This is a genomic window from Staphylococcus sp. HMSC055C03 (assembly GCF_001809385.1).
GTDB lineage: Bacteria > Bacillota > Bacilli > Staphylococcales > Staphylococcaceae > Staphylococcus > Staphylococcus simulans.
Genome location: NZ_KV797511.1, coordinates 1 through 21,052, shown reverse-complemented (window position 1 = coordinate 21,052; position 21,052 = coordinate 1). Strand labels below are relative to the sequence as shown.

Genomic DNA, 21,052 nt, shown 5'->3' with positions numbered 1-21,052 from the left:
TCCTGACTATCCCTTAATTAATGTCATAAAATCTTCTGCTTTATCGTTTGGAACCATTTGAGCAGTTATCTTAACGCCTTTTTGTTGAATTGCTTTAAAGTCGTTAATATCTTTATCCGTTACATTGATAGAACGTGTAATAGACTTTGTTTCATCTGTTTGAGACATATTACCTACGTTTAACACATCAAGGTCAACACCTTGATTGATCAGTTCTAAGAAACGATCTGGTTTCTTCGCAATGACCATTAAGCGTTGTGAATCGTATCTGCCTGCTAAAATATTTTCAGCTGCTTTTGCTACAGGCAAGACACTTAAACGCACACCTGCAGGTGTTGCTAATTTCAAGCCTTGCTTGTCAATTGTGCTTTGAGCGACTTCATCATCAATTACCATAAAACGTGTGATATTCAGTTTCGTTGCCCATAAGTTTGCGACTTGACCGTGAATTAAACGGCCGTCAATTCTGTTTGCTATAATCATGATGTTCTCTCCTTACGTTTTGAGGCTATATATTGAGGTGCTTGTAATAAGCGGATTTCCTCTGAGTACTGTCCTTCTGTTTCGAAAATAATGATTTCATTTTGACCTTGTTTCAATAATGCACCTGGGATATACAAAGAAAGTGTCGGGCCTATGTTCCAGTAACGACCTATGTTAAAACCGTTCACTAATACAACGCCTTTACCGAAACCGCTTACATCTAAGTAAGTACTTTCAGGTGTTTCTATGTCAAATTGATATCTGTAGAAACTTGGTTGGTCTGCTTCCCATGCTTGTTCAAAGTGCTTGTCTTCTAACAAGTCAAAATCAATAGCGAATTGTTTCCATTGTTGTACAAAGTGCAGATCTTGCATCAAACCTTGACCAAGACCTTTACGTTGTGTCGGTGCGACGAGTTTATATCCATAATTGACACGTCCCATGTGTTCGACTAGCACATCTGCTTGAACGACAGGTTGTTTTAATGCCACTTCAAACTTGTCACCGATTTCTTCTTGATAGGCGGTATAGACTTTTTCATTGTCTAAGAACAATTGGACACGGTCTCTCGCATCCACGATTCTTAAATACTCTTGTCTAGTCGCTCGTTTCAACTGTGTACGATAAACCATGTAACCATAGCCTGTACCAGCAGTCTCCATGGATTCTGGATAGAAGCTTTCGCTGTGATGGCTGATATCTTCTAGGATGTTAAACAGGCTGACTTTATCAGTTAGCGTGATATGATCTTTAGCCATCAACGGCTTCACTTTCGGTGTTGTTTGTTGAATCTCTGGATGAAGCTTGTGTACCAGCTGTTGAATTTTGTAGTACTTCACGGTTGGATTACCTGCTTCATCTAAAGGTGCATCGTAATCATAAGATGTCACTTGTGGTAAATCGATACGTCCTCGTGCAGAACAACCATTCCAAAACCCGAAATTCGTGCCGCCATGAAACATATAGAGATTAATGGAACCGCGTTTTAATACTTCACCGATTTCATCAATCAGTTCATCGCTTTGACGTGTAATAATACGGTCGCCCCAGCGGTTGAACCAGCCATCCCAAAATTCCATACTCATTAGCGGCCATATTTTGCCGAATTGTTGATGGAACTTGTGCAGGTTGTCTAAACGCTTTTGTGATTTCGAACCGAAGTTGCCTGTCGGTATAATGTCTGCTTCAGCGAGACTGCCGGCCTCTAGACATTGTTGCCATGAGCCGTCTGATGTGAATAGCGGTACTGTTACACCACGGTCTCGCATCATGCGGGCGAGTGCACTGAGGTAAGTCTTGTCTTCACCATAAGAGCCGTATTCATTTTCGACTTGCATCATGAGGATGGGGCCGTGATGGTCGATTTGAAGCGGTGTTAAGATTTCAAACAATCGGTCGTAATAACGCTCCACATACTCTAAGAATTGCGGATCACGCGAACGCACACGTAAGTTTGGTTTTGTTAATAACCACGCTGGCAAACCACCGAATTCCCATTCTGCACAAATGTATGGAGAAGGTCTGATGATGACATAAAGACCAATAGCTTCAGCCGTATGAATGAAACGTTTGATATCTTTCGTCCCAGAAAAGTCGAACTCACCTTCAACGGTTTCGTGAAAATTCCACGGTACATATGTCTCAACGGCGTTAAAGCCCAAGGCTTTCAAGTTGTACAAAGAATGTTCCCAGTCTTCAGGCAACACTCTGAAATAATGAATCGCACCTGACAAAATCTTCAAAGGCTTTCCATCTAACATAAATTCTTCTTCCACTGTGAATTTACTCAACAAGCTCGCCTCCTTGAATATTGTGTCTTAAGCTTTAAATGGATAAATCGTGACACCTTTAACGACACGGTTGATAAATCCATTTGGACTTGGATTATCTGGATTCAATCCTAATTGAACAGATTTATAAAACGCTAATAACTGTCCGAAAATCAAATACGCAAGCGTCAACTCTAAATCACTGTCATGTTCAGCATTTGGGAAAGTAAATGTGAATGCATCATCACTTGTTTTACCGTCTAACACTAAGATTTGATAGTTACGTTCTGGTATATCGATTTCATGAATCACATCTGTCTCATAACGACGTTGATAGTCATTTGAGCCTCTCAACATGATGAATAATGCATTGTCATTTAAACCAGCTTTAGGACCGTGTCTGAATCCAAGTGTAGTTTCTTTCGCAATTTCAATCGCACCTGCAGTCAACTCGTTTAGTTTCAAGCTGACTTCTTTGGTCAGCTCACCTTGCATGCCTGTGCCGGCATAAAAGATTTTCTTGAACGGTTGTGCTGCAACTTCTCTTGCATGTGCATCAATCCAACTGAAGTTCTGTTCGACACGTTTAAAGTAAGCTTCATCGATTTCTTCTGAACTGAATAATAAGCAAGCTGCCAATAACATAGTTGAGAAACTTGATGTCATTGCGAGTGATTTATCATTCGTTTCATCTGGCAAGATAACTTTGAATGCATTCTCAGTATCTGCGTAACGTCCTAAGAAGCCATCTTTATTGTTTGTGATGAAAACGTGATAAACATGTTGTGACAATTGGTTAAATAATTCTACTGTGCCTTGCGTTTCAGGACTGTTACCTGATCTTGCGAAGGAAACCACTAAGTATGTTGTTGCATCGTCGATATATGTGCCCGGATTTGTCACAAAGTGTGTTGTCGGTACAGATTCAAAGCTCCATTTCGGGAATTTATTATTATCCACGGCCATACGCGCAATGTCGCCGACATATGCACTTGAACCTGCGCCAGTGAAAATAACTTTAAACTTCTCAGTCGATTCATGTTGTTCAATGGCTTCAATGAATCGTTTGAAATCCGCTGAAACATCATTTACAATATCGAACGTTTTCTTCCACACAGAAGGTTGTTGTTGTATTTCTCTATAAGTATCTGTTGTCTTCAAAATGATTCTACCTCCTACTATGTTGTTATGTTGTCATAACCAGTTGCATTATGAATACACAGAGCTTAAAGCAGCTGCACTGTGTATTTGTAATTATTACCACCTGCATAAGATTGCGTATACTCAATGATTTCGCCCTTAACGTAACTGACACGTTCAATAAACATACAGCTTGCGTTAATGCTTTCATTCAATAAATCCGCAATACTCTTATTCAATTTAATCGCACTTAAACTTTCATATGCATTATCAATCTGAATATCATAATACTGATCTAATGTTTCATAGAGTGAGTGATGGTTAAAATCGAATTTATCCAACCCTTCACATAATCTTACTGGTAAATATGTAATTTCATAAATCATCGGCTGGTCATTTGCGAGCCTTAAACGTATTAAACGGTACACTGAGTGAAATGATTTTAAGCCCATTTTCTCTTGTAAGAACGGCGTCGCATCAATACGTTCCATACTAATTACTTTCGTACTCGCATGCTTGCCATTCTTCTCAATCTCATCTTTGAAACTATAGAGACTGTTTAACACTTGTGTATAATGATTTCCTAGTACAATCGAGCCCTTTCCATGTTCACGTCTGATCATTTGTTCCTGTTCCAAACGATCCAGTGACTCACGAATCGTAATACGACTTACATCATACAAATCACATAATTTTCTTTCAGATGGTAATTTTGTTCCTTCCTCATATTCACCGTTTACAATCCGAGTCTTTATATCTTCATACACTTGGAAGTATAACGGAGCTTTAGAGTTATTCATTTTTATCACCTCTGGTTATAACCACTTTTATTATAATTGAGTTTGTAAGGGCTGTCATTACTTTTTTTGAAAAAAATTCAATTTTTCTTATCCTATTAAAAAAGAGAACTGCTGAATCATCAACAGTTCCATCCTACTATCAATTGCCTATCATTTTAACACATGTACATCACTAATATACGTACCATCAACTAGTTATTCTCATAACTCGCTTCAATGAATGCCTTAGCCTTCTCTAAATCTTTCTTATTTCTAAGTGTTAAAGCGACATTACCAGTTCCGTAATGAGAAATCTATTTCACTAGGAAACTTTAAAGATGTCTCTTATTAAATGCACAAATTCAAAATTGTAAATAGCACTAAAACAATTTATTATTGTTTGTTATAATTATTAAATAATAAGAACTTTTGGAGGGTTGATTCTATGAAAAGTATTGTGAGATTCATATTATTCTACATACTAGCCTTGATTATTTACAACTCGATTATGTTTATCTTCGACAGAAAGGTGGACTTAGCTGATACCTTCCTACTTCCTTTAGTGGTTACCTTAATTATGTTCCTTGTATTTAAAACTGAAGAAAATCGGTAACTTTATCTTGAATTAAAGCATGTTAGTGATTTGAAGCTGATGAACAAAAAACAAAGAAATCAACAAAGAGGAGAATTTTCATGAAAAAACTATCAAACATTATTTTTAGTACTCACTGTCGTTCTATTCGTTGTTGGATGTAGTACAAATAAAACAGAAAGCGAAGAGAAAGAGAAGACAGTTAAAGCAACAAGTATTCCTACACAATACTTTGATAAGAAAACTACTCAATCTACCATTTCAAAGTCACAAATGAAAAAAAAGATATTCAACTGTATTTAGACAGTGATAAAAAATTAACAAAAGCAGGTAATTACTATGAAGTACTCTCTAATCCAGAAAAAGAATTAACTCAAAAAGACATTGATAAAATAAAGAAAGCCAGTCATCTAAAAAAAAGAGAATGATCAAAACTTCTCAAATTATATTCAAAACAAAAAGTTACCTAACAACTATCAAACTAATGCAGACCGTATAAGCAAATTCACCCAATCTAATAACAAATTTATGATGGATCTTGATAAAAGTATTGAAAACTCATCTGACAAAGTTAAAAACGGCAAATTACCTAAAGAAGAACTCAAAGCTTTACGACAATCTGCCAAATCAGTTAATGGCAAAGAACAAGCAAAGATTGAAAAAATTCCTAAACCAAGAAAATATTCATACTATCGCATTTGAAAAATAAAAAACAATCTAACTATTTTAACCATTAGAATATGAACATAAACACCATTAACTAAATTAATTTTTTAAAATTGAAAAGCTAGGAATGATGCCTTTGAATAGAGTACTCTGGTGCTTGAACATTATTAATTACCTAATATTATTACTTTTGTTATTCGTATTTTTTCTAACAAATACTATATCTGCTTGGGGTTTTAACGCTGTAACTTTCTTTTTTATTTATTCTCTAATCACATTAGTTTTTTCTATCTTTGGTGCCATACGTTTTCGAAAGGAAAGTAACTTGAATACATCATTTATTACAAGTATTTTTATAAATTCAGTTAATCTCGTTTTAGTATTTCCGCTATTAGTTATATTTATTTTTTAGCAATAAAAAAGGAGTCTAGGCTTACTTCTCAAGTTTCCTAGACTCCTTTTATTTATATTTGATCAATGTTTTCAATTGCTTTAATGTATTGTCCATTTGTATAGACTTTGATGGTATAGTCATTGTCTTTGTTTTTATCGTAGTACCAAGTATCGCCACGTTTTTCATTCGGTACGTTATGGAAGTCCGTGAACTCTCTTGTTGTGACGTTAGAAGGTACAACGAAGACATGATCTACTTTGTTGTCATTGTCATAACTTACAGCAATATTTCCATATTTATTAGCGTCATGACCGTTAATATCTAGACTTTCTTCTGGTTCTCCATATTTCTTTTCAATCGTTTTCTTAGTATCTCCAATATGAAATCCTTTATAGCCTGAAGAGTTATCTGCATTCATAAAGTTAGCGCTGAAGTCATCTGAGTTCACTTCAACTTTAACTGTTTTTGTTTCTTGTTTTGATGTTGTTGCTTGTTCTTGTGTTGTATCGTTTTGTGTGGCTTTTTTGTCGTTATCTTCACGGATACTCATAAAGTGAGAGATAGCGAAAATCAACGTAGCAACCAAAACGAGGATCATAAGACTAATCACGATAATCCAACCTTTTGATAATTTCTTTTTAGATGACTGTATGCGGTGTGTTTCGTTTGTAGGTTTTGATTGTGCTGCATCACGCCTGTCTTTTTGTGGCACTTTTGCGCCACAGTTTGTACAGAATAGTTCATCAGGTTCTAATTTCTTTCCACAATTTGTACAGTACTTCAAAGTTAAACTCCTTTCTATATTCAGATGACATAGATGCCGTTATTTTAAGTACAAACTATCACCTTTACAGTTTTCACAACTTGATAATGTACTTCAATTATACATCTTGTTATTTGAATTTATAGTACATTTTTTGTCTTTTTTGAAAATTATTTCAATAACTTTAATTGTGTTATAGATATTGAAAAATGAGTGTGCTACTATGACATTAATCACACAAAATGTTGTGTATTATTTTTTATATTTAATTAAAAGTTAAGGGGGATTAACATGAAATGTCCAAAATGCGGAGCACCTGTTGAACAAGACGATCGTTTCTGCGGAGAATGCGGAATCGATTTAACTAAAGTATCAGCTGTTTCCTCACAAAATTCTACTGAATCAGAATCATCTCAAGCATTACATAACCACAATGAAAATGAACCAACACACTCTATTCAACAACCTAGTTTCGACAAAGAAAAATTTAATCAACATGCGAATGAAATTAAACACGAAGGGACGAGTTTCTTTTCACAACTCTTCAAATCACACGACAATGTGATTGCAGGTACTAAATCTTTCTCACTTAAATTTATCGGCATACTCTCTGCAGTATTTTTAATTTTGACACTGATTGTTTTAGCTATCTTCGTTCCAAGCGAAGTTAACTACATTGGATATGGCGTTACGAAATCAGGTATTGTCACAAAATCATTCTTCGGTATTCTGTTATTCTTAGTTATTTCTTATGGATTACTTGCTGGGGTGACACGTCTAGTAGTTAAAGACAACATAAGTTTTGCGAAGATTCTGTCTGACTTTGTATTCATTAATACTTTCTCATTCATTTTCTTCATTTTAGGATTACTGTTACTAAGAGGCGAAATCTATTCAATCGGATCATTCTTATTATTACTAGGAATTGTCAGCTTCTATGCATCAGCTGTTTATCTCATCACGAAATACTCTAGCTACCATACATTACGTATTCCAGTATTCTTCGGTATCATCATCTATATTGTAGTTCAATTTATCGTACTATCAATCTACGGTGAAATGCTTCGAAATACATTTGTAGATATCTTTGGAAGTATGCTTGAAGACCTGTTTAGATTTGGAGGTGGTTTCTAGTGAAGTTCTGTCGTAATTGCGGACACAAACTTAAAGAGGGACAGAAAGTTTGCCCACAATGCGGAACACCCACGAATCAAACACCTAAGCGCTCTAATCAAAACTATCACTCAGCACCACGCCAACCACAATCTAAAAAGATGTGGGTAATTATCGGTATTATTGCCGCAATCATTATTGTTTTACTGATACTCTTCTTTATCGGTAAACAACAAGCAAGTGTCACACATCAAGCAGATCAAGTCGCAGACGCGATTAAAGATAAAGACCCAAATAAAGTTAAAAAGTATGTCACGTCAGACGGTAAAAAGCTAAGTAAAGATGAGGCTAAAGCTTTTCTTGATATCTTAGAAGGCGGTAAGCTTTATAAAACTGTCGGTAATGAAGTCAAAGAAAAAGGCGAAAGCATGAAACGCAATCATAAGTATAGCGATACTGTTAAATATGATAGCGAAACAATTATGAACATCGACCAAGACGGAAAGAAATGGCTCTTCTTTGATGATTATAAATTCGATATTCCAAACTACTCTATTAGTATGGATGATATTTCAGACGGTGGCACAATTACTTATGAATACGAAGGCAAGAAACACAAAGTAGATAGTAATGGTCATATCGGCTCGTTCCCACTTGGTCTTTATGAGTTAAAAGCTACGAAGAAAGTTAACGACAAAGACTATAAAGGACAACTTCAAATCTATGCATCACAACATTCTAGTCTTGCTCACTCAAACTTTGATCAAATCAAATTCAATGTCGAGTTAGATAATTACAGTATTAACGAAGAAGATACAACGCTTTACATCAACAACAAACCACATGACTTCGACTCTTTTACTGATTATGGTCCATATCCGCCAGATGAAAAAGTTGAAGTCTACGCAGTAGCTGATGTTGAAGGTAAGAACTTCACGTCAGACAAACAAGTAGTGAAATTCGAAGGAGATTCAGAAAGCCCAGAAACAGTAAAACTTTCTTTCGATGACGATGCTATTGATAAACAAATCGATAAAGCATTAGAAAAAGAAATGAGCAAAGATGACGATGATGACGAAAGCTCAGAGGAAAAAGTCACACGTGAAAACGTCATCGACGTTGTAGAATCATTCGAAGGCAGCACACTTGATACAGACACATACACATATAAAGAACCAGAAAAAGATGGAGACGACTGGGGATTCTCTTTCACAGATAAAGACGGAGACCTTGCCGGTTCTTACATCATTGAACCAGACAAATACGTCACTAAATATGATGAAGATGGCGAAGAAATCGACTCTGGTTACGGAAAATAACTTTATAGAACTATTAAAGCTGCATGACCTTGAAATTGAGGGCATGCAGCTTTTTTATTGATGATTTTTACCGTTAATTTTTAGTGAAAATAATGGCATTTGCTTTGTATTTGAGTTCTTTAACTTTTTTACCTATTGGTTTATCTTGCTTTTGTATATTTTCAGATATAAGTGCAGAACTCGTATTATTAACATTTCGTTTCCCAAAAGTATAGAAATAATATTTCTCAAGCCAATTTATATACTCGTTGATTTCACCATTATTGACTTCATAATCCTTTTTCAAGACTTCAATTATTTGATTCTTCCAAGCTCTATTAAACCTTCTGAAAATAAATGCCGGAGTTTCTTTTTCTTTAGAGTTTTCTTTTAAGCTTAATGCTATTCTTCTCAAAATAATACGTGCACTAAATAAAATTGTATTATTTTTATAACTCAATAACTCTCTGCCAAAATTCCCTTTGCCATCTCCTAGTTGAGGGTTCCCTGAACGAAATGGAAATGATTCAACATTACAAATAGAAGCATTTTTTAATTTTTCTTCTAACTCATCAACGTCTTCATTTGTTAATCTTTCAGAGAGTTTACGCTGAAGTTTAACAAATGTGGTTTCCTTATTATATTCACCAAATAAAGGATAAAAGTATTTGCCTAAGTAATAATAGTGTTGTGCAAAAACAGTCTTGTTTTGTAATATTTGAGCAGCTTCACCATTCAAATTTGCGTTTATAAGTGATTTGAACTCAGTCTTTAAAATATTTTCATTGAAGTCAATGATATGTATACTCACTTCAGCTTCACTAGGAAAGTTTTCTTTTTTTGAACTTACATCTGCATCAGAATTAAAAATATCAAAGTAGTGAGTTAAAGACTCTATGAAATATTTATAGTTCTTAGTAGTATTATGTGCTCTAACAGCATGTTTATCTTCAACTTGAATATTTGGGTTCGTTAAACAAATAAACAAATTCGAGTTATCTATATCACCTTTTACATGATTTGGTAATCCGAAATCAATATTTGCCGGAATTTTAAATTCACGTATTTTATCTGACAAAAACTCATTTTCAAAATTCTCTTCTATAGCTAACCAAGAAAAATTCTCTTCATTAGTTTCATCAGATGGTGTTTTCCCATTTATAATATCAGCAAAGTTTTGTATAACTTTTTTACCTCGCTCAGTTTGCCATGGGTTATATTTGTCCAAAAATTCATCATGATCTAAAATAGCATGCTTTAAAATAGTTTCTTCAAATTTATTGTTATCCAATTTTGCCTCATCCTATCACTTTGTTTTTATAATCGATACTAAAACCCTAATCAATTAGCTCTATTAAACCATATGATTAGGACAGTGCATGTCCACTTAACAACAATATTTATAAACGAATAAACTCAACCATACAAGGCAGTCTCACGCTTGTCTGAAGTGAGTGTGACGGCTGTATAAAATTGAGTTATTCGCATTAAAAAAGAACCACTAACCTGTATAGATTAGCAGTTCTTGTGTCATATTATTTTATTGTTTCTCCATTTTTCCTTTCGGTATTGTCACAAAGGATGCGACGAATGCGCTAAGCATTACGGCTGCACCTACAACAAAGGCAATACCTGCTGAGAATTCTGGTGTATGGTTTGGTGCGAGTGATGAGTAGACTGTTGTCAGGATTGCGATACCGAATGCGGCACCGAGTGTTGATGACATTTTAATGATACCTGAGGCAACCCCTACTTTTTCAGCTGGAACACTCGTTAATGCTGTATCAAGTACTGGTGTCGCGAAGAAACCAAGTCCGAGTCCAATGAATAAGAATCCGATGACTGATACGATGATATAAACTACATCTGGTAAGAATACTGTTGAGATAAGCAGTATACCTACTGCGATAGAAATCGGTCCTGCAAGCATTGGGAATCTTGGTCCTTTACGTTGTAAGTAACGTTCACCAATACGAATCATAGATAAGCTTCCGATTAAGTAAGTGATTGTAACGAAACCTGCTTTTAATCCTGAGAAACCTAATCCTGCTTGGGCATAGATATTAAATAATGCGAGTGATCCGATAACTGTGTTTAACAAGAAGTTCGCTGATACTGTACCGATATACGTTTTATTAGAGAATACACTGAAGTCGATAAACGGTTGATGTTTTTGTCTTTCATAGAAGTAGAAGACAAAGACTGAAATAACGAAAATCGCATCAAGTGTTAAAGTAATCGGGTTCAACCAACCTAATCTTGTTCCTTGTGTTGTAACTACGTTGATACTTAACATCATAATTAAGAAGATAGCAATCCCTACAACGTCGAACTTCATATTTTTAGCGCCAGGCTCTTTTGATTCTGGAACCCCTCTAAATAAGTAGAGTGCGACGAATGATAGGATGATTGATAATACGAAAATCCATTTCCATCCAAAGAATGTTGCGACAAGTCCTGCGAAGAATGACGCGATACCTGTTCCGCCATATGATCCGAATGACCAGAAACTTAACGCTTTTTGACGTTCTTCGTCATGATAGAACTGATTAATAATCGCAATCGTTGCCGGCATTAAACATGCGGCTGATAAACCTTGTAAGACACGGCCGATAATCAACAGTGCAGGAATACTTGAGATAATGACGGAAATAGATCCGACAATACTCAAGATAATTCCGACACGTGTTATTTTCACACGACCTAGCTTATCCGCTAAGCCACCTGCTACAACAATGAAGATACCTGTGAATAGTGAAGTTAAACTTACTGCAATATTCACGACAGTCATATCAATGTTGTAATCTTTTTGAACATGTGGTGCGATGTTCAAGAAGGATTGCGCGAATAACCAATACGTGAGGATGGATAAGATAATCGCAACGATGAGCTGTGTACCCGGTTTAAATGCTTGATGTTGTTTCTTATTTTGTGCCATTACTTGTTCCTCCTCATTTAGTGATTTTTAATAATGCTTTGACCTGCGATACGACCATAAGTGAAGATGTCCGCAAGTGCGTTACCACCTAAACGGTTACCCGCGTGGATACCGCCCGCAACTTCACCTGCTGCGTATAAACCTTTTATTGGGTTGTTATCGATATCAATGACTTGTGCAGTTGTATCGATTTTCAGACCGCCCATTGTATGGTGAACTGCTGGTTTACGTGGTGTAGCGTAGAACGGTGCACGTTCAATCTTAAGATCGAATGCGTTCTTACTGAAGTCATCATCATGACCTTTATCCACGAAGTCGTTATAACGTTCAATTGTTTTCACAAAGTGGTCTGGATCCATATTTAATTGTCTTGCTAAATCTTCAAGCGTATCTGCTTTATAAAGCACTTTTTCTTCAATTTCTTTATCAATTTTTTCTTGAGATGTGTTCATCGCAAGTTCTTTAATATTTTCATCAGCAATGATGTAGAACAAGCCATCTTTTTGGTCTAATGCTGCTTTAGATAAGACGTCACGGCTTTCAAATTCGTTGACGAAACGGTCCCCGTCTTTGTTGACGAAGACGAAGTTAGATGGTGTCACAATTAAGCCTGTGAATAATGCACCTGTTTTAGGGTCAGAAATCGGCATCATTTGTGAGAAGCCCATGCCGACTAAGTCAGCACCTACTTGAACACCTAATTTAATACCGTCACCTGTGATTGCTGGTGAGTTTGTTGTTTTAATATCATCAGGAATGTTATCCCAATATGTGTTATATTGTTGAATCATTTGTGTATTCGCACCGAATCCGCCTGCGGCGATAACCACACCATAACGTGTATGGATTCTAACTTTCGCACCATTATGTTTCGTTGCTTCTACACCGACAATTTTACCGTCTTCTTTAATCAGACGATCCGCTGTTGTTTCAGTCATGATTTGACCATGGTTCTTACGTACATAGTCACTTAATGACTCAATGAACTCTAAACCTTGAGCTTTCATTGGTTTATGTCCACGTCTCCATAAAGCACCTACAGGCATATCTACAATTGTTCTATCGAAGTGTACACCTTTTTCAGTTAACCATTTCACTGATTCTAAGACATTGTCTGTTAATGTTTTAACTAAGTCATATTGACCTGTGATGACTTTACCGTTTCTATCCGCACGACGTCCGCCAAGGTACGTTTGGATACGGTGCAATTCAATAGAGTCGAACAAGTAATCTTGTCCTTCTTTTTGTGTTTCTAAATATTCTTTGATTTGTTGTTTCAATGTACGGAAGTCTTCAAGGTATTCTTCCTCAATGTCATTTTCATCATGGTTCATTAATGCTTCTAATGTTTCTTGTTCACCATGTAATGATGGGAATGTATTTTGCCATGAAGGTTCAGGTGCGTTTACTTGGCCACCTGTACGGATTGTATTACCACCAATAGCCGCGAATTTCTCAAGCATAATCACTTCTTTGCCTTGTTCTAAGACTGAAGCTGCTGCACTTAAACCAGCGCCACCTGTACCGATGACTACAACATCTGTTGTTTCTTCGATAGTTTCGTCTGACCATTCTACAACTGGTTTTGGACGCGCACGTAAGATGTCTGGATTTTCGCCTGCTTGTTTAATCGCTTCTGCCACACCTTCAATAACCGCTTCACACGTCACTGTCGCACCAGAAATCACATCTACGTTCAATGTTTGACCATTAATGATTTCGTTTGGTAAACGTTCAAACGCTGGGTTTGCGATACCTTCTGATTCATTACTGTCATCTACTTCAATAGACACGATTTCATCTTCAGAGAACACAACTTTCATTGGTAAGTTCGCATTGTGTCCTTGCGCGAAGACTTCATACGTACCTGGGTTATATTTAACCTTTTTATTTTGTAACGCTTTTAAGCGTTCATATTTACGTTGTTCTTCTTCTTTATCGACAATCATGAAGTCCATTACTTTCCATAACGGAGATGGAATGTGTAATAAACGTTGATCATGAATATCTACGAAATCTTCAACTTTTTCATTCTTTTCAATCTTTTCAGCCCAATGTGGCTCAACTAAATAAGCTTTACCTACGCTGACTAAGTCATAACCAAGTTCTAATGCTTCTTCAGCATCTTCACGTTGACCGATACTACCAACACCCATAATTGGAATGTCAGCTAACGTATCGCTTTGAAGTTTTAAATATTTTGAAATTAATGGTTCTTTATCCGCTGTATCTACAATAGATGTACGTTTATAACTGTTCGCAGAAATATGGAAGTAATCTGGATGTGCTTTTGCTAAAGTATTTAAAAGATACATTGTATCGTCAAAACGGATACCTGGTTCTTCTAATTCTTCTGGTGAGAAACGGTAACCAATAATGAAGTTTTCAGCTCCATTATCTTTTGTTGCTTTTTGTACTTCTTTCAAGACAGCCATTGGGAAATTCGTACGTTTTTGTCTGCTTCCGCCCCACTCATCTGTTCTACGGTTACTGTGAGGTGAGAAGAATTGTTGTAAGAGGTATGTGTTCGCACCATGAATTTCAACACCATCATAACCCGCTTCAATTGCTCTTCTTGTTGCTTCACCGAATTGGTGAATCATATCTTCAACTTGTAACGCTGTCATTTCACGAGGTACTGCCGCATTTGGACGAAGCGCCGCAACCGGACTCGCTGAAATTGGAGTCGCACCCCCGTTTAATTTAGGATCAGCCATTCTCCCTGCGTGATATAACTGTAAAATTGCTTTAGATCCATTTTCGTGAATCGCATCTGCTAAACGTTTTAAACCTGAAATCTTTTCATCTGTATCTATGCCGATAGCACCTGGGAAGCCACGGCCATTGTCCATTACGAAACAACTTTCTACAATAATCGCACCCACTTTACCAGAGCGGTGTTTATAGTAATCAATCATCTCTGCCGTTACTGATCCATCAAAGTAAGCTGATTGGATAGTCATAGGTGCCATTGTAATCCTATTATCTAATTCAGCTCCTGAAGCTAATTTAACCTTTTCAAATAATGACTTTGTCATACCCTCTTCTCCTTTGTGAATATTTTCACATGATACCGCAAAATTTTTTCTCATACCTAGCATATGAGAAGTTAACGAGTATCAAGTGATTCATTTTTTATATTTACCTTTGATTCACTGAAAGTATAACATAGAAAGAAAGTTTGTGAAATAGTTAACAAGATAAATTTAAATTATTTTTACAATCACTTATTTTAGTATCTTTATTAATTCACATGGTGATTTAAGCATCGAATCACCATGTGATTATATTAAATTAATGTAAGGTGCGTCATGCGTTGTGTTGTGAAGACTTCACCATCTTTACTGATAATCACCGCTTCAATACCAGGAATTTCATTCAACACCGCAATCGCTTGATTAATCGACATCGCAAAACATACGGTTGTCCAAATCTCTCCATCAATAGATTGATCAGAAACAATCGTTATACTAGCAATGCCCCCTTCTACTGGATAGCCCGTTTTTGAATCTAAAATATGGTGATACAGCTTGTCACCTTTATAGAAATAACGTTCATAGATACCAGAAGTCACCACAGATTGACCTGCGATTTCTACTACACCTACTAATCCTCCACGTTCAGAATCAGGTTGTTGAATCCCTACTGTCCACTTATCTTTATTTATAGGATGACCAATCGTTAAGACATTACCACCTAAATCAATAATGCCTGTTTGTACACCTTGTGAGACAAAGTAATCTTTTAATCGATCCGCAAAGTAACCTTTCGCAATGGCACCTAGATCAATTTCCATCCCTGGCACTTTTAAATAAACTGTATATGCTTCATGATCTAATACTACATTTTCTGGTTGGATTTTTTGTAAACGCTCTTGAATGTCAGATTCATTTGGTAATTGAGCATCTTTAAAACCAATTTTCCATAATTTAACTAATGGCCCAATCGTCAGATTGAACTTAGAATCAGAAGACAGACTGACCGCATGTGCTTGTGCAATCAATTCAAATAAATCTTCTTCTACTTGTACAGGCTTAATGCCCGCATTTTGATTTACGTGCATTAAATCTGATTTATCATCATTTGCGCTAAAGCGTTTTTCATAGTCTTTCAACATCTCTTCAGCATGGTTTAATAGTACTTCCGCTTTAGGATGTTCAATTTGTAGGGTAATACGTGTCCCCATGAGGTTTAATACTTTCTGTTTCATTTCAGCAACTCCTCAATACATAACGATAGATTTATCTTTATACTATCAAACTCTCTTTCATTCTCGAAATTCAAATTAAAAAACGACACTCCTTTTTAAGAAATGTCGCTTTAAATTAAATCTGCGGAATATTTTCAATGGCTTCAATCATATTGTCTTTTGTATATACCTTAATACTGAATCCATTATCTTTCAGCGTATCGTAATACCATATACTTCCATGGTCTATATCAGGTGCGTTATGAAAACTTGTAAACTCAGTTTCAGACATATGAGATGGAATCACAAAGACGTGATCAATTTTATTGTCATTATCATAGCTGACACCCATATCGCCATATAATTCAACTTTGTTTCCACGAACTTCTTTTGTACCTTCTGGTTTACCGAATGTACTTTGTACATCTGATTTAGATTGACCAATTTCAAAGCCTTTATAGCCATGTGTATTCGATGATTTCATAAAGTTTTGACTAAACTCCGTTGAATTCACATTGACTGAGATTTTATCTGTGTCTGGCAAGTTATGTTGCGTAGCTTGTTCATGATTATTTGCGCTTTGTTGATGGTTTCCTGAACCTCCGCTATAGAAATAAAAAGCAAGATAAGCGCCGCCTATGATTAAAGCTAAGATAACTAAGCCTAACAGACTCCAACCGATGACTTTCCAAGGTGAAACTGATGTACGCTCGTGTAGAATTTCAGTACGTGAAAATTCATGATAATCTCTGTTTTCTTTACCGCAATTTGTGCAATAGTGTTCATCTGGTGCTAAAGGTTTCCCACAGTTTGTACAGTACTTCATAACGCTTTTCCCCTCACGTTTATTGTTATCTTTATTATAGTTGATAAAAACATACACTGCTATATCATTAAATATTCAATTCAACTTTTTACCTTAAATTGTATTAAACGTTACGCTTTCACGCACTATTTCAACTTAATATCAATCTAACCAAAAAAACATTGTTCCACGCATAAATTAGCGATATAATTATGTTAAAGAAAGCCATTTCATCCAAGCGTCACAAGGCTTTAGACAAGTTACCCAGCATCAAGATATTCACAACAATTCCAATCAATTAACCTATTGGAATTATAGAAAGGGAGCGTTTTATTTTATGAAAGCAGCTGTATGGTACGGACAAAAAGATGTACGTGTTGAGGAACGTGAAATCAGACCATTAAAAGACGATGAGGTACGCGTTAAAGTATCTTGGACAGGTATTTGTGGAACAGATTTACATGAATATTTAGAAGGACCTGTATTTATCGCGGTCGATGAGCCAGATCCGTTATTAGGTCAAAAAGCACCTGTTACTTTGGGTCATGAATTTTCAGGTATAGTCGAAGAAGTAGGTAGTGAAGTTACTGAATATAAAAAAGGTGATCGTGTAGTAGTTAACCCTACTGTTTCTAAACACGAAAAAGAAGAAAACATCGATTTATATGATGGCTATTCATTTATCGGTCTAGGTGCAGATGGTGGTTTCGCATACTACACTAATGCACCTGAAGGTAATGTATACCGTTTACCTGATAACGTATCAGCTAAAGAAGTACTTTAGTAGAGCCTACGGCAGTAGCTGTACAAGCCGTTAAAGAAGGCGAATTGTTATTTGGTGATACAGTAGCAGTTATCGGTGCAGGACCAATTGGTTTATTAAATGTCATCGCGGCAAAAGCTGCTGGAGCAAGTAAGATTTTTGTATTCGACTTATCTGACGAACGCTTAGCAAAAGCTAAAGAAGTCGGTGCTACTTACGCAGTAAACTCTGGTGAAGTAAATCCGGTAGAATTCGTTCGCGAACACACTGAAAATGGTGTAGATGTCACATTTGAAGTAGCTGGTGTAGCTGCTACATTAGCACAATCTATTTCTATGACACGCCCACGTGGTACAGTCGTTATCGTATCTATTTTCAGTCATCCAGTACAATTTGATCCAATGCAATTAACAAACACAGGTGTGAAATTAACATCAACAATTGCTTACACACCAACTACTTTCCAACAAACGATCGATTTAATCAGCGAAGGCAACTTAAATGTTAAACCAGTCGTTACAGATGAAATCGAATTAGAAGATATCGTTGAATCCGGATTTGAAAAATTAGTCAGTGATAAATCACAAGCTAAAATCTTAGTAAGATTAAATGGTGACCAAGCATAATAAATTATAGGTATATCCAGTTAAGGTAGGGAGCACAGTCTTCCTGCCTTTTTATATTGAGTATATATTACTCTTTCTTTCAATTTAAAAAACGACACTCCTCTTTCAAGAAATGTCGTTTTCCTCATATATGATGATGTGTGTTATTAATGTTCGTTCGGATCATTTTCTGCATCTTGGTGTGTTTTGTGTACAGTACCGAATTTATGGTCTGGACCACCGTAGATTGAGTAAAGTTTTAATGGTTCGTCACCTTTGTTTGTGACGTTATGCCATGTATCTGCAGGAACGATAATCGCATCGTCAGGGTTGACTTCTTTTTCGAAATTCAAATTGTCTTCTGTTGGACCCATTTGGCATAAACCTTTACCTTGTTCAACACGTAGGAATTGTTCAATACCATGGTGGATTTCTAAACCGATGTCATCTCCTGGTTGAATTGTCATTAATGTAACTTGAATATTTGAACCAGTCCAAATGGTAGTACGGTAGTTTTCATTTTCCAATGTCATACCTTCGATATTATCTACTACTGGTTTGTTACCTTGGTCTTCAAAATTATAAGTCATTTTAAAACCCTCCTTGATTTAATGCTTACATTTATATTGTACTCCGTTTTAATTCATTGAAACGACTTTTATAAAGAGTTCACAAATTCTTCAAGAACAGTTATTAATTTTTTCAAAGAACGAGTGCTATTCTTTAACAGTTTTTTAATGCGTCATGCTACAATCAATACAGATAGATTAGAATCATTCTAAATAAGGAGAGTTGAATATGAGTAAAGACAAATCAAAATTAACAGGTCTTTTCGGCCATCCCGTAGGAGATCGTGAAAATTCAGCAACAGCTGGTCCACGTGGTCCATTACTAATGCAAGACGTATATTTCTTAGAATTATTAGCACACTTCGATCGTGAAGTTATCCCTGAACGACGTATGCACGCTAAAGGTTCAGGTGCATTCGGGACATTTACAGTAACTAATGATATTACACAATACACAGATGCGAGCATCTTCGCAGAAGTCGGTAAACAAACACCTATGTTTGCACGTTTCTCTACAGTAGCTGGTGAACGCGGTGCAGCTGATGCTGAACGTGACATCCGTGGCTTCGCATTAAAATTCTATACAGATGAAGGTAACTGGGACCTTGTAGGTAACAATACACCTGTATTCTTCTTCAGAGACCCTAAATTATTCCCAAGTTTAAACCACGCAGTTAAACGTGACCCACGTACAAATATGCGCAGTGCACAAAACAACTGGGATTTCTGGACTTCATTACCTGAAGCATTACATCAAGTAACAATCTTAATGTCTGACCGTGGTATTCCTCGTGGCTATAGACACATGCACGGTTTCGGCTCACATACGTATTCTTTATTAAATAAAGATAACGAACGTGTATGGGTGAAATTCCACTTCCGTACACAACAAGGTATTGAAAACTTCTCACTAGAAGAAGCAGAACAAGTGATTGCGAAAGATCGTGAATCATCTCAACGTGACTTATTCGAAGCTATCGAAGAAGGCAACTTCCCTAAATGGAAAATGTATATCCAAGTCATGACAGAAGAACAAGCACGTAACCACAAAGACAATCCATTCGACCTAACTAAAGTTTGGTTTAAAGATGAATATCCATTAATTGAAGTCGGTGAGTTCGAATTAAACCGCAACCCTGACAACTACTTCATGGATGTTGAACAAGCAGCATTCGCACCAACTAACATTGTGCCTGGTATCGACTTCTCACCAGACAAAATGTTGCAAGGTCGCTTATTCTCTTATGGAGATGCTCAACGTTACCGTTTAGGTGTTAACCACTGGCAAATCCCAGTCAACCAACCTAAAGGTGTAGGTGTTGAAAACTTATGTCCATTCGCACGTGATGGTCAAGGTCGCTTCTTAGACGGCAACCAAGGCGGTAAAACACATTACTACCCTAACAGCACAGGCGCAATGGAAAGCCAACCAGGTTACAAACGTCCACCAATGGATGTCGTAGATGGTCCAGCTTATGAATACGACTACCGTGAAGATGACGATAACTACTTCGAACAACCAGGTAAATTGTTCAGACTACAAACACCTGAACAACAAGAACGCATCTTCCAAAACACAGCAAATGAAATGGAAGGCGTAACATTAGAAGTAAAAGAACGTCATATTCGTCATTGCTATAAAGCAGATCCTGAGTATGGTAAAGGTGTCGCAAAAGCAATGGGTATCGACATTAACAGTATTGATTTAGATGCTGAAGACTAAGCCGATTATTTCCTAGGCAATATATAAAGAAGAGGTAGCTTATTTATGATATTAGATAAAGTGAACCCAAATGACCTATTTCCAACCGAGTCACAACAAACTTCAGTATTAGGCAAAATGGGTTATCCAATGAACGGTGAAATTAAAATCTTTGAAGCAGCTTACATCGCCACAAATGAACGTTTGATTTTAAATGTAGATATGGCTGGAGAGTTCTATTATCGCAACATCGCATACAATGAAATTAAAGCGATTGAACTCACAGAAGACACATTAAGTCTGACATTTGAAATTGGCACATTTAAATTAACTGATTTCAAACAAGATGAAGCTGAAAACTTTAAAGCCTATGTTACATCGCAAATAAAATAACTTTTAAAAGTTTTAGTGCAAGATCGAGGTACTACTAATTCTTTTGATAAAAAGAAGAAGGGGTCGGGACATAAATGTTCTGACTTCTAAT

15 protein-coding genes and 2 pseudogenes are annotated in these 21,052 nt (G+C 36.3%); 6 read left to right on the top strand and 11 right to left on the bottom strand.

Annotated features, from left to right (window positions below):
- Window positions 1–6 precede the first annotated feature (6 nt).
- The 4 genes from HMPREF2603_RS09975 to HMPREF2603_RS09960 all read right to left on the bottom strand — a co-directional run bounded on the left by HMPREF2603_RS09975 (window position 7) and on the right by HMPREF2603_RS09960 (window position 4,192).
- A complete protein-coding gene (locus tag HMPREF2603_RS09975; protein WP_031262332.1) occupies window positions 7–486 on the bottom strand; it encodes a PTS sugar transporter subunit IIB in 480 nt (159 codons plus the stop codon).
- Window positions 480–2,273 (bottom strand): glycoside hydrolase family 35 protein, encoded by a 1,794-nt coding sequence (locus HMPREF2603_RS09970; RefSeq protein ID WP_070468889.1) that lies wholly within the window; start codon window positions 2,271–2,273, stop codon window positions 480–482. The genes HMPREF2603_RS09975 and HMPREF2603_RS09970 overlap by 7 nt, the downstream gene beginning before the upstream one ends.
- Before the next feature lie 27 nt (window positions 2,274–2,300).
- Window positions 2,301–3,416, bottom strand: coding sequence for an SIS domain-containing protein (locus HMPREF2603_RS09965; protein ID WP_060804737.1), 1,116 nt, complete (start codon window positions 3,414–3,416; stop codon window positions 2,301–2,303).
- Window positions 3,417–3,478: 62 nt separating this feature from the next.
- Window positions 3,479–4,192 (bottom strand): GntR family transcriptional regulator, encoded by a 714-nt coding sequence (locus HMPREF2603_RS09960; protein WP_060804738.1) that lies wholly within the window; start codon window positions 4,190–4,192, stop codon window positions 3,479–3,481.
- A 1,000-nt stretch (window positions 4,193–5,192) separates the two neighbouring features.
- Here HMPREF2603_RS09960 and HMPREF2603_RS13260 point away from each other — a divergent pair.
- Window positions 5,193–5,465, top strand: a pseudogene (locus tag HMPREF2603_RS13260) (hypothetical protein); the annotation flags it as partial.
- A gap of 428 nt (window positions 5,466–5,893) precedes the next feature.
- On the opposite strand, the gene HMPREF2603_RS09955 reads toward HMPREF2603_RS13260, so the two are convergent.
- Window positions 5,894–6,607, bottom strand: coding sequence for a zinc-ribbon domain-containing protein (locus HMPREF2603_RS09955; protein ID WP_060804739.1), 714 nt, complete (start codon window positions 6,605–6,607; stop codon window positions 5,894–5,896).
- A 270-nt stretch (window positions 6,608–6,877) separates the two neighbouring features.
- Here HMPREF2603_RS09955 and HMPREF2603_RS09950 point away from each other — a divergent pair, with 270 nt between their 5' ends.
- Window positions 6,878–7,720 (top strand): zinc ribbon domain-containing protein, encoded by an 843-nt coding sequence (locus HMPREF2603_RS09950; protein ID WP_060804740.1) that lies wholly within the window; start codon window positions 6,878–6,880, stop codon window positions 7,718–7,720.
- Window positions 7,720–9,018, top strand: coding sequence for a TcaA second domain-containing protein (locus tag HMPREF2603_RS09945; protein ID WP_060804741.1), 1,299 nt, complete (start codon window positions 7,720–7,722; stop codon window positions 9,016–9,018). Before HMPREF2603_RS09950 ends, HMPREF2603_RS09945 begins: the two co-directional genes overlap by 1 nt.
- A gap of 73 nt (window positions 9,019–9,091) precedes the next feature.
- Here HMPREF2603_RS09945 and HMPREF2603_RS09940 read toward each other — a convergent pair whose 3' ends face one another.
- From HMPREF2603_RS09940 to HMPREF2603_RS09920, 5 genes are all read right to left on the bottom strand, one after another.
- Entirely contained in the window at window positions 9,092–10,288 is a 1,197-nt protein-coding gene (locus HMPREF2603_RS09940; RefSeq protein WP_060804742.1) for a hypothetical protein, read from the bottom strand.
- A gap of 249 nt (window positions 10,289–10,537) precedes the next feature.
- The gene (locus tag HMPREF2603_RS09935) at window positions 10,538–11,935 is read right to left on the bottom strand and encodes an MFS transporter (protein WP_070502095.1); all 1,398 of its coding nucleotides are present in this window, start codon (window positions 11,933–11,935) and stop codon (window positions 10,538–10,540) included.
- Window positions 11,936–11,952: 17 nt separating this feature from the next.
- Complete coding sequence (locus tag HMPREF2603_RS09930; protein WP_060804744.1) at window positions 11,953–14,973, bottom strand: NADH-dependent flavin oxidoreductase; 3,021 nt, start codon at window positions 14,971–14,973, stop codon at window positions 11,953–11,955.
- A 251-nt stretch (window positions 14,974–15,224) separates the two neighbouring features.
- Window positions 15,225–16,145 carry an FAD:protein FMN transferase gene (locus HMPREF2603_RS09925; RefSeq protein ID WP_060804745.1) on the bottom strand — a complete coding sequence of 307 codons (921 nt, stop codon included), beginning with the start codon at window positions 16,143–16,145 and terminating at the stop codon, window positions 15,225–15,227.
- 115 nt (window positions 16,146–16,260) lie between these two features.
- Window positions 16,261–16,950 (bottom strand): zinc-ribbon domain-containing protein, encoded by a 690-nt coding sequence (locus HMPREF2603_RS09920; protein WP_060804746.1) that lies wholly within the window; start codon window positions 16,948–16,950, stop codon window positions 16,261–16,263.
- A gap of 316 nt (window positions 16,951–17,266) precedes the next feature.
- Between HMPREF2603_RS09920 and HMPREF2603_RS09915 the strand changes: the two are divergent.
- Window positions 17,267–18,318 (top strand): annotated as a pseudogene (locus HMPREF2603_RS09915) (2,3-butanediol dehydrogenase).
- A 146-nt stretch (window positions 18,319–18,464) separates the two neighbouring features.
- Here HMPREF2603_RS09915 and HMPREF2603_RS09910 read toward each other — a convergent pair.
- On the bottom strand, window positions 18,465–18,887 hold the full coding sequence (locus tag HMPREF2603_RS09910; RefSeq protein ID WP_002480187.1) for a cupin domain-containing protein: 423 nt from the start codon (window positions 18,885–18,887) through the stop codon (window positions 18,465–18,467).
- Between the two features lie 208 nt (window positions 18,888–19,095).
- Here HMPREF2603_RS09910 and HMPREF2603_RS09905 point away from each other — a divergent pair, with 208 nt between their 5' ends.
- Together HMPREF2603_RS09905 and HMPREF2603_RS09900 are read left to right on the top strand one after the other, a co-directional pair.
- Window positions 19,096–20,589, top strand: coding sequence for a catalase (locus tag HMPREF2603_RS09905; protein ID WP_060804747.1), 1,494 nt, complete (start codon window positions 19,096–19,098; stop codon window positions 20,587–20,589).
- A 45-nt stretch (window positions 20,590–20,634) separates the two neighbouring features.
- A complete protein-coding gene (locus tag HMPREF2603_RS09900; protein ID WP_060804748.1) occupies window positions 20,635–20,961 on the top strand; it encodes a hypothetical protein in 327 nt (108 codons plus the stop codon).
- Window positions 20,962–21,052: the final 91 nt, after the last annotated feature.

Coding starts and splice junctions, on each gene's coding strand:
- HMPREF2603_RS09960 (WP_060804738.1), bottom strand. CDS start 4,192: ATGAATAACTCTAAAGCTCCGTTATACTTCCAAGTGTATGAAGATATA.
- HMPREF2603_RS09950 (WP_060804740.1), top strand. CDS start 6,878: ATGAAATGTCCAAAATGCGGAGCACCTGTTGAACAAGACGATCGTTTC.
- HMPREF2603_RS09935 (WP_070502095.1), bottom strand. CDS start 11,935: ATGGCACAAAATAAGAAACAACATCAAGCATTTAAACCGGGTACACAG.
- HMPREF2603_RS09930 (WP_060804744.1), bottom strand. CDS start 14,973: ATGACAAAGTCATTATTTGAAAAGGTTAAATTAGCTTCAGGAGCTGAA.
- HMPREF2603_RS09925 (WP_060804745.1), bottom strand. CDS start 16,145: ATGAAACAGAAAGTATTAAACCTCATGGGGACACGTATTACCCTACAA.
- HMPREF2603_RS09920 (WP_060804746.1), bottom strand. CDS start 16,950: ATGAAGTACTGTACAAACTGTGGGAAACCTTTAGCACCAGATGAACAC.
- HMPREF2603_RS09910 (WP_002480187.1), bottom strand. CDS start 18,887: ATGACTTATAATTTTGAAGACCAAGGTAACAAACCAGTAGTAGATAAT.
- HMPREF2603_RS09905 (WP_060804747.1), top strand. CDS start 19,096: ATGAGTAAAGACAAATCAAAATTAACAGGTCTTTTCGGCCATCCCGTA.
- HMPREF2603_RS09900 (WP_060804748.1), top strand. CDS start 20,635: ATGATATTAGATAAAGTGAACCCAAATGACCTATTTCCAACCGAGTCA.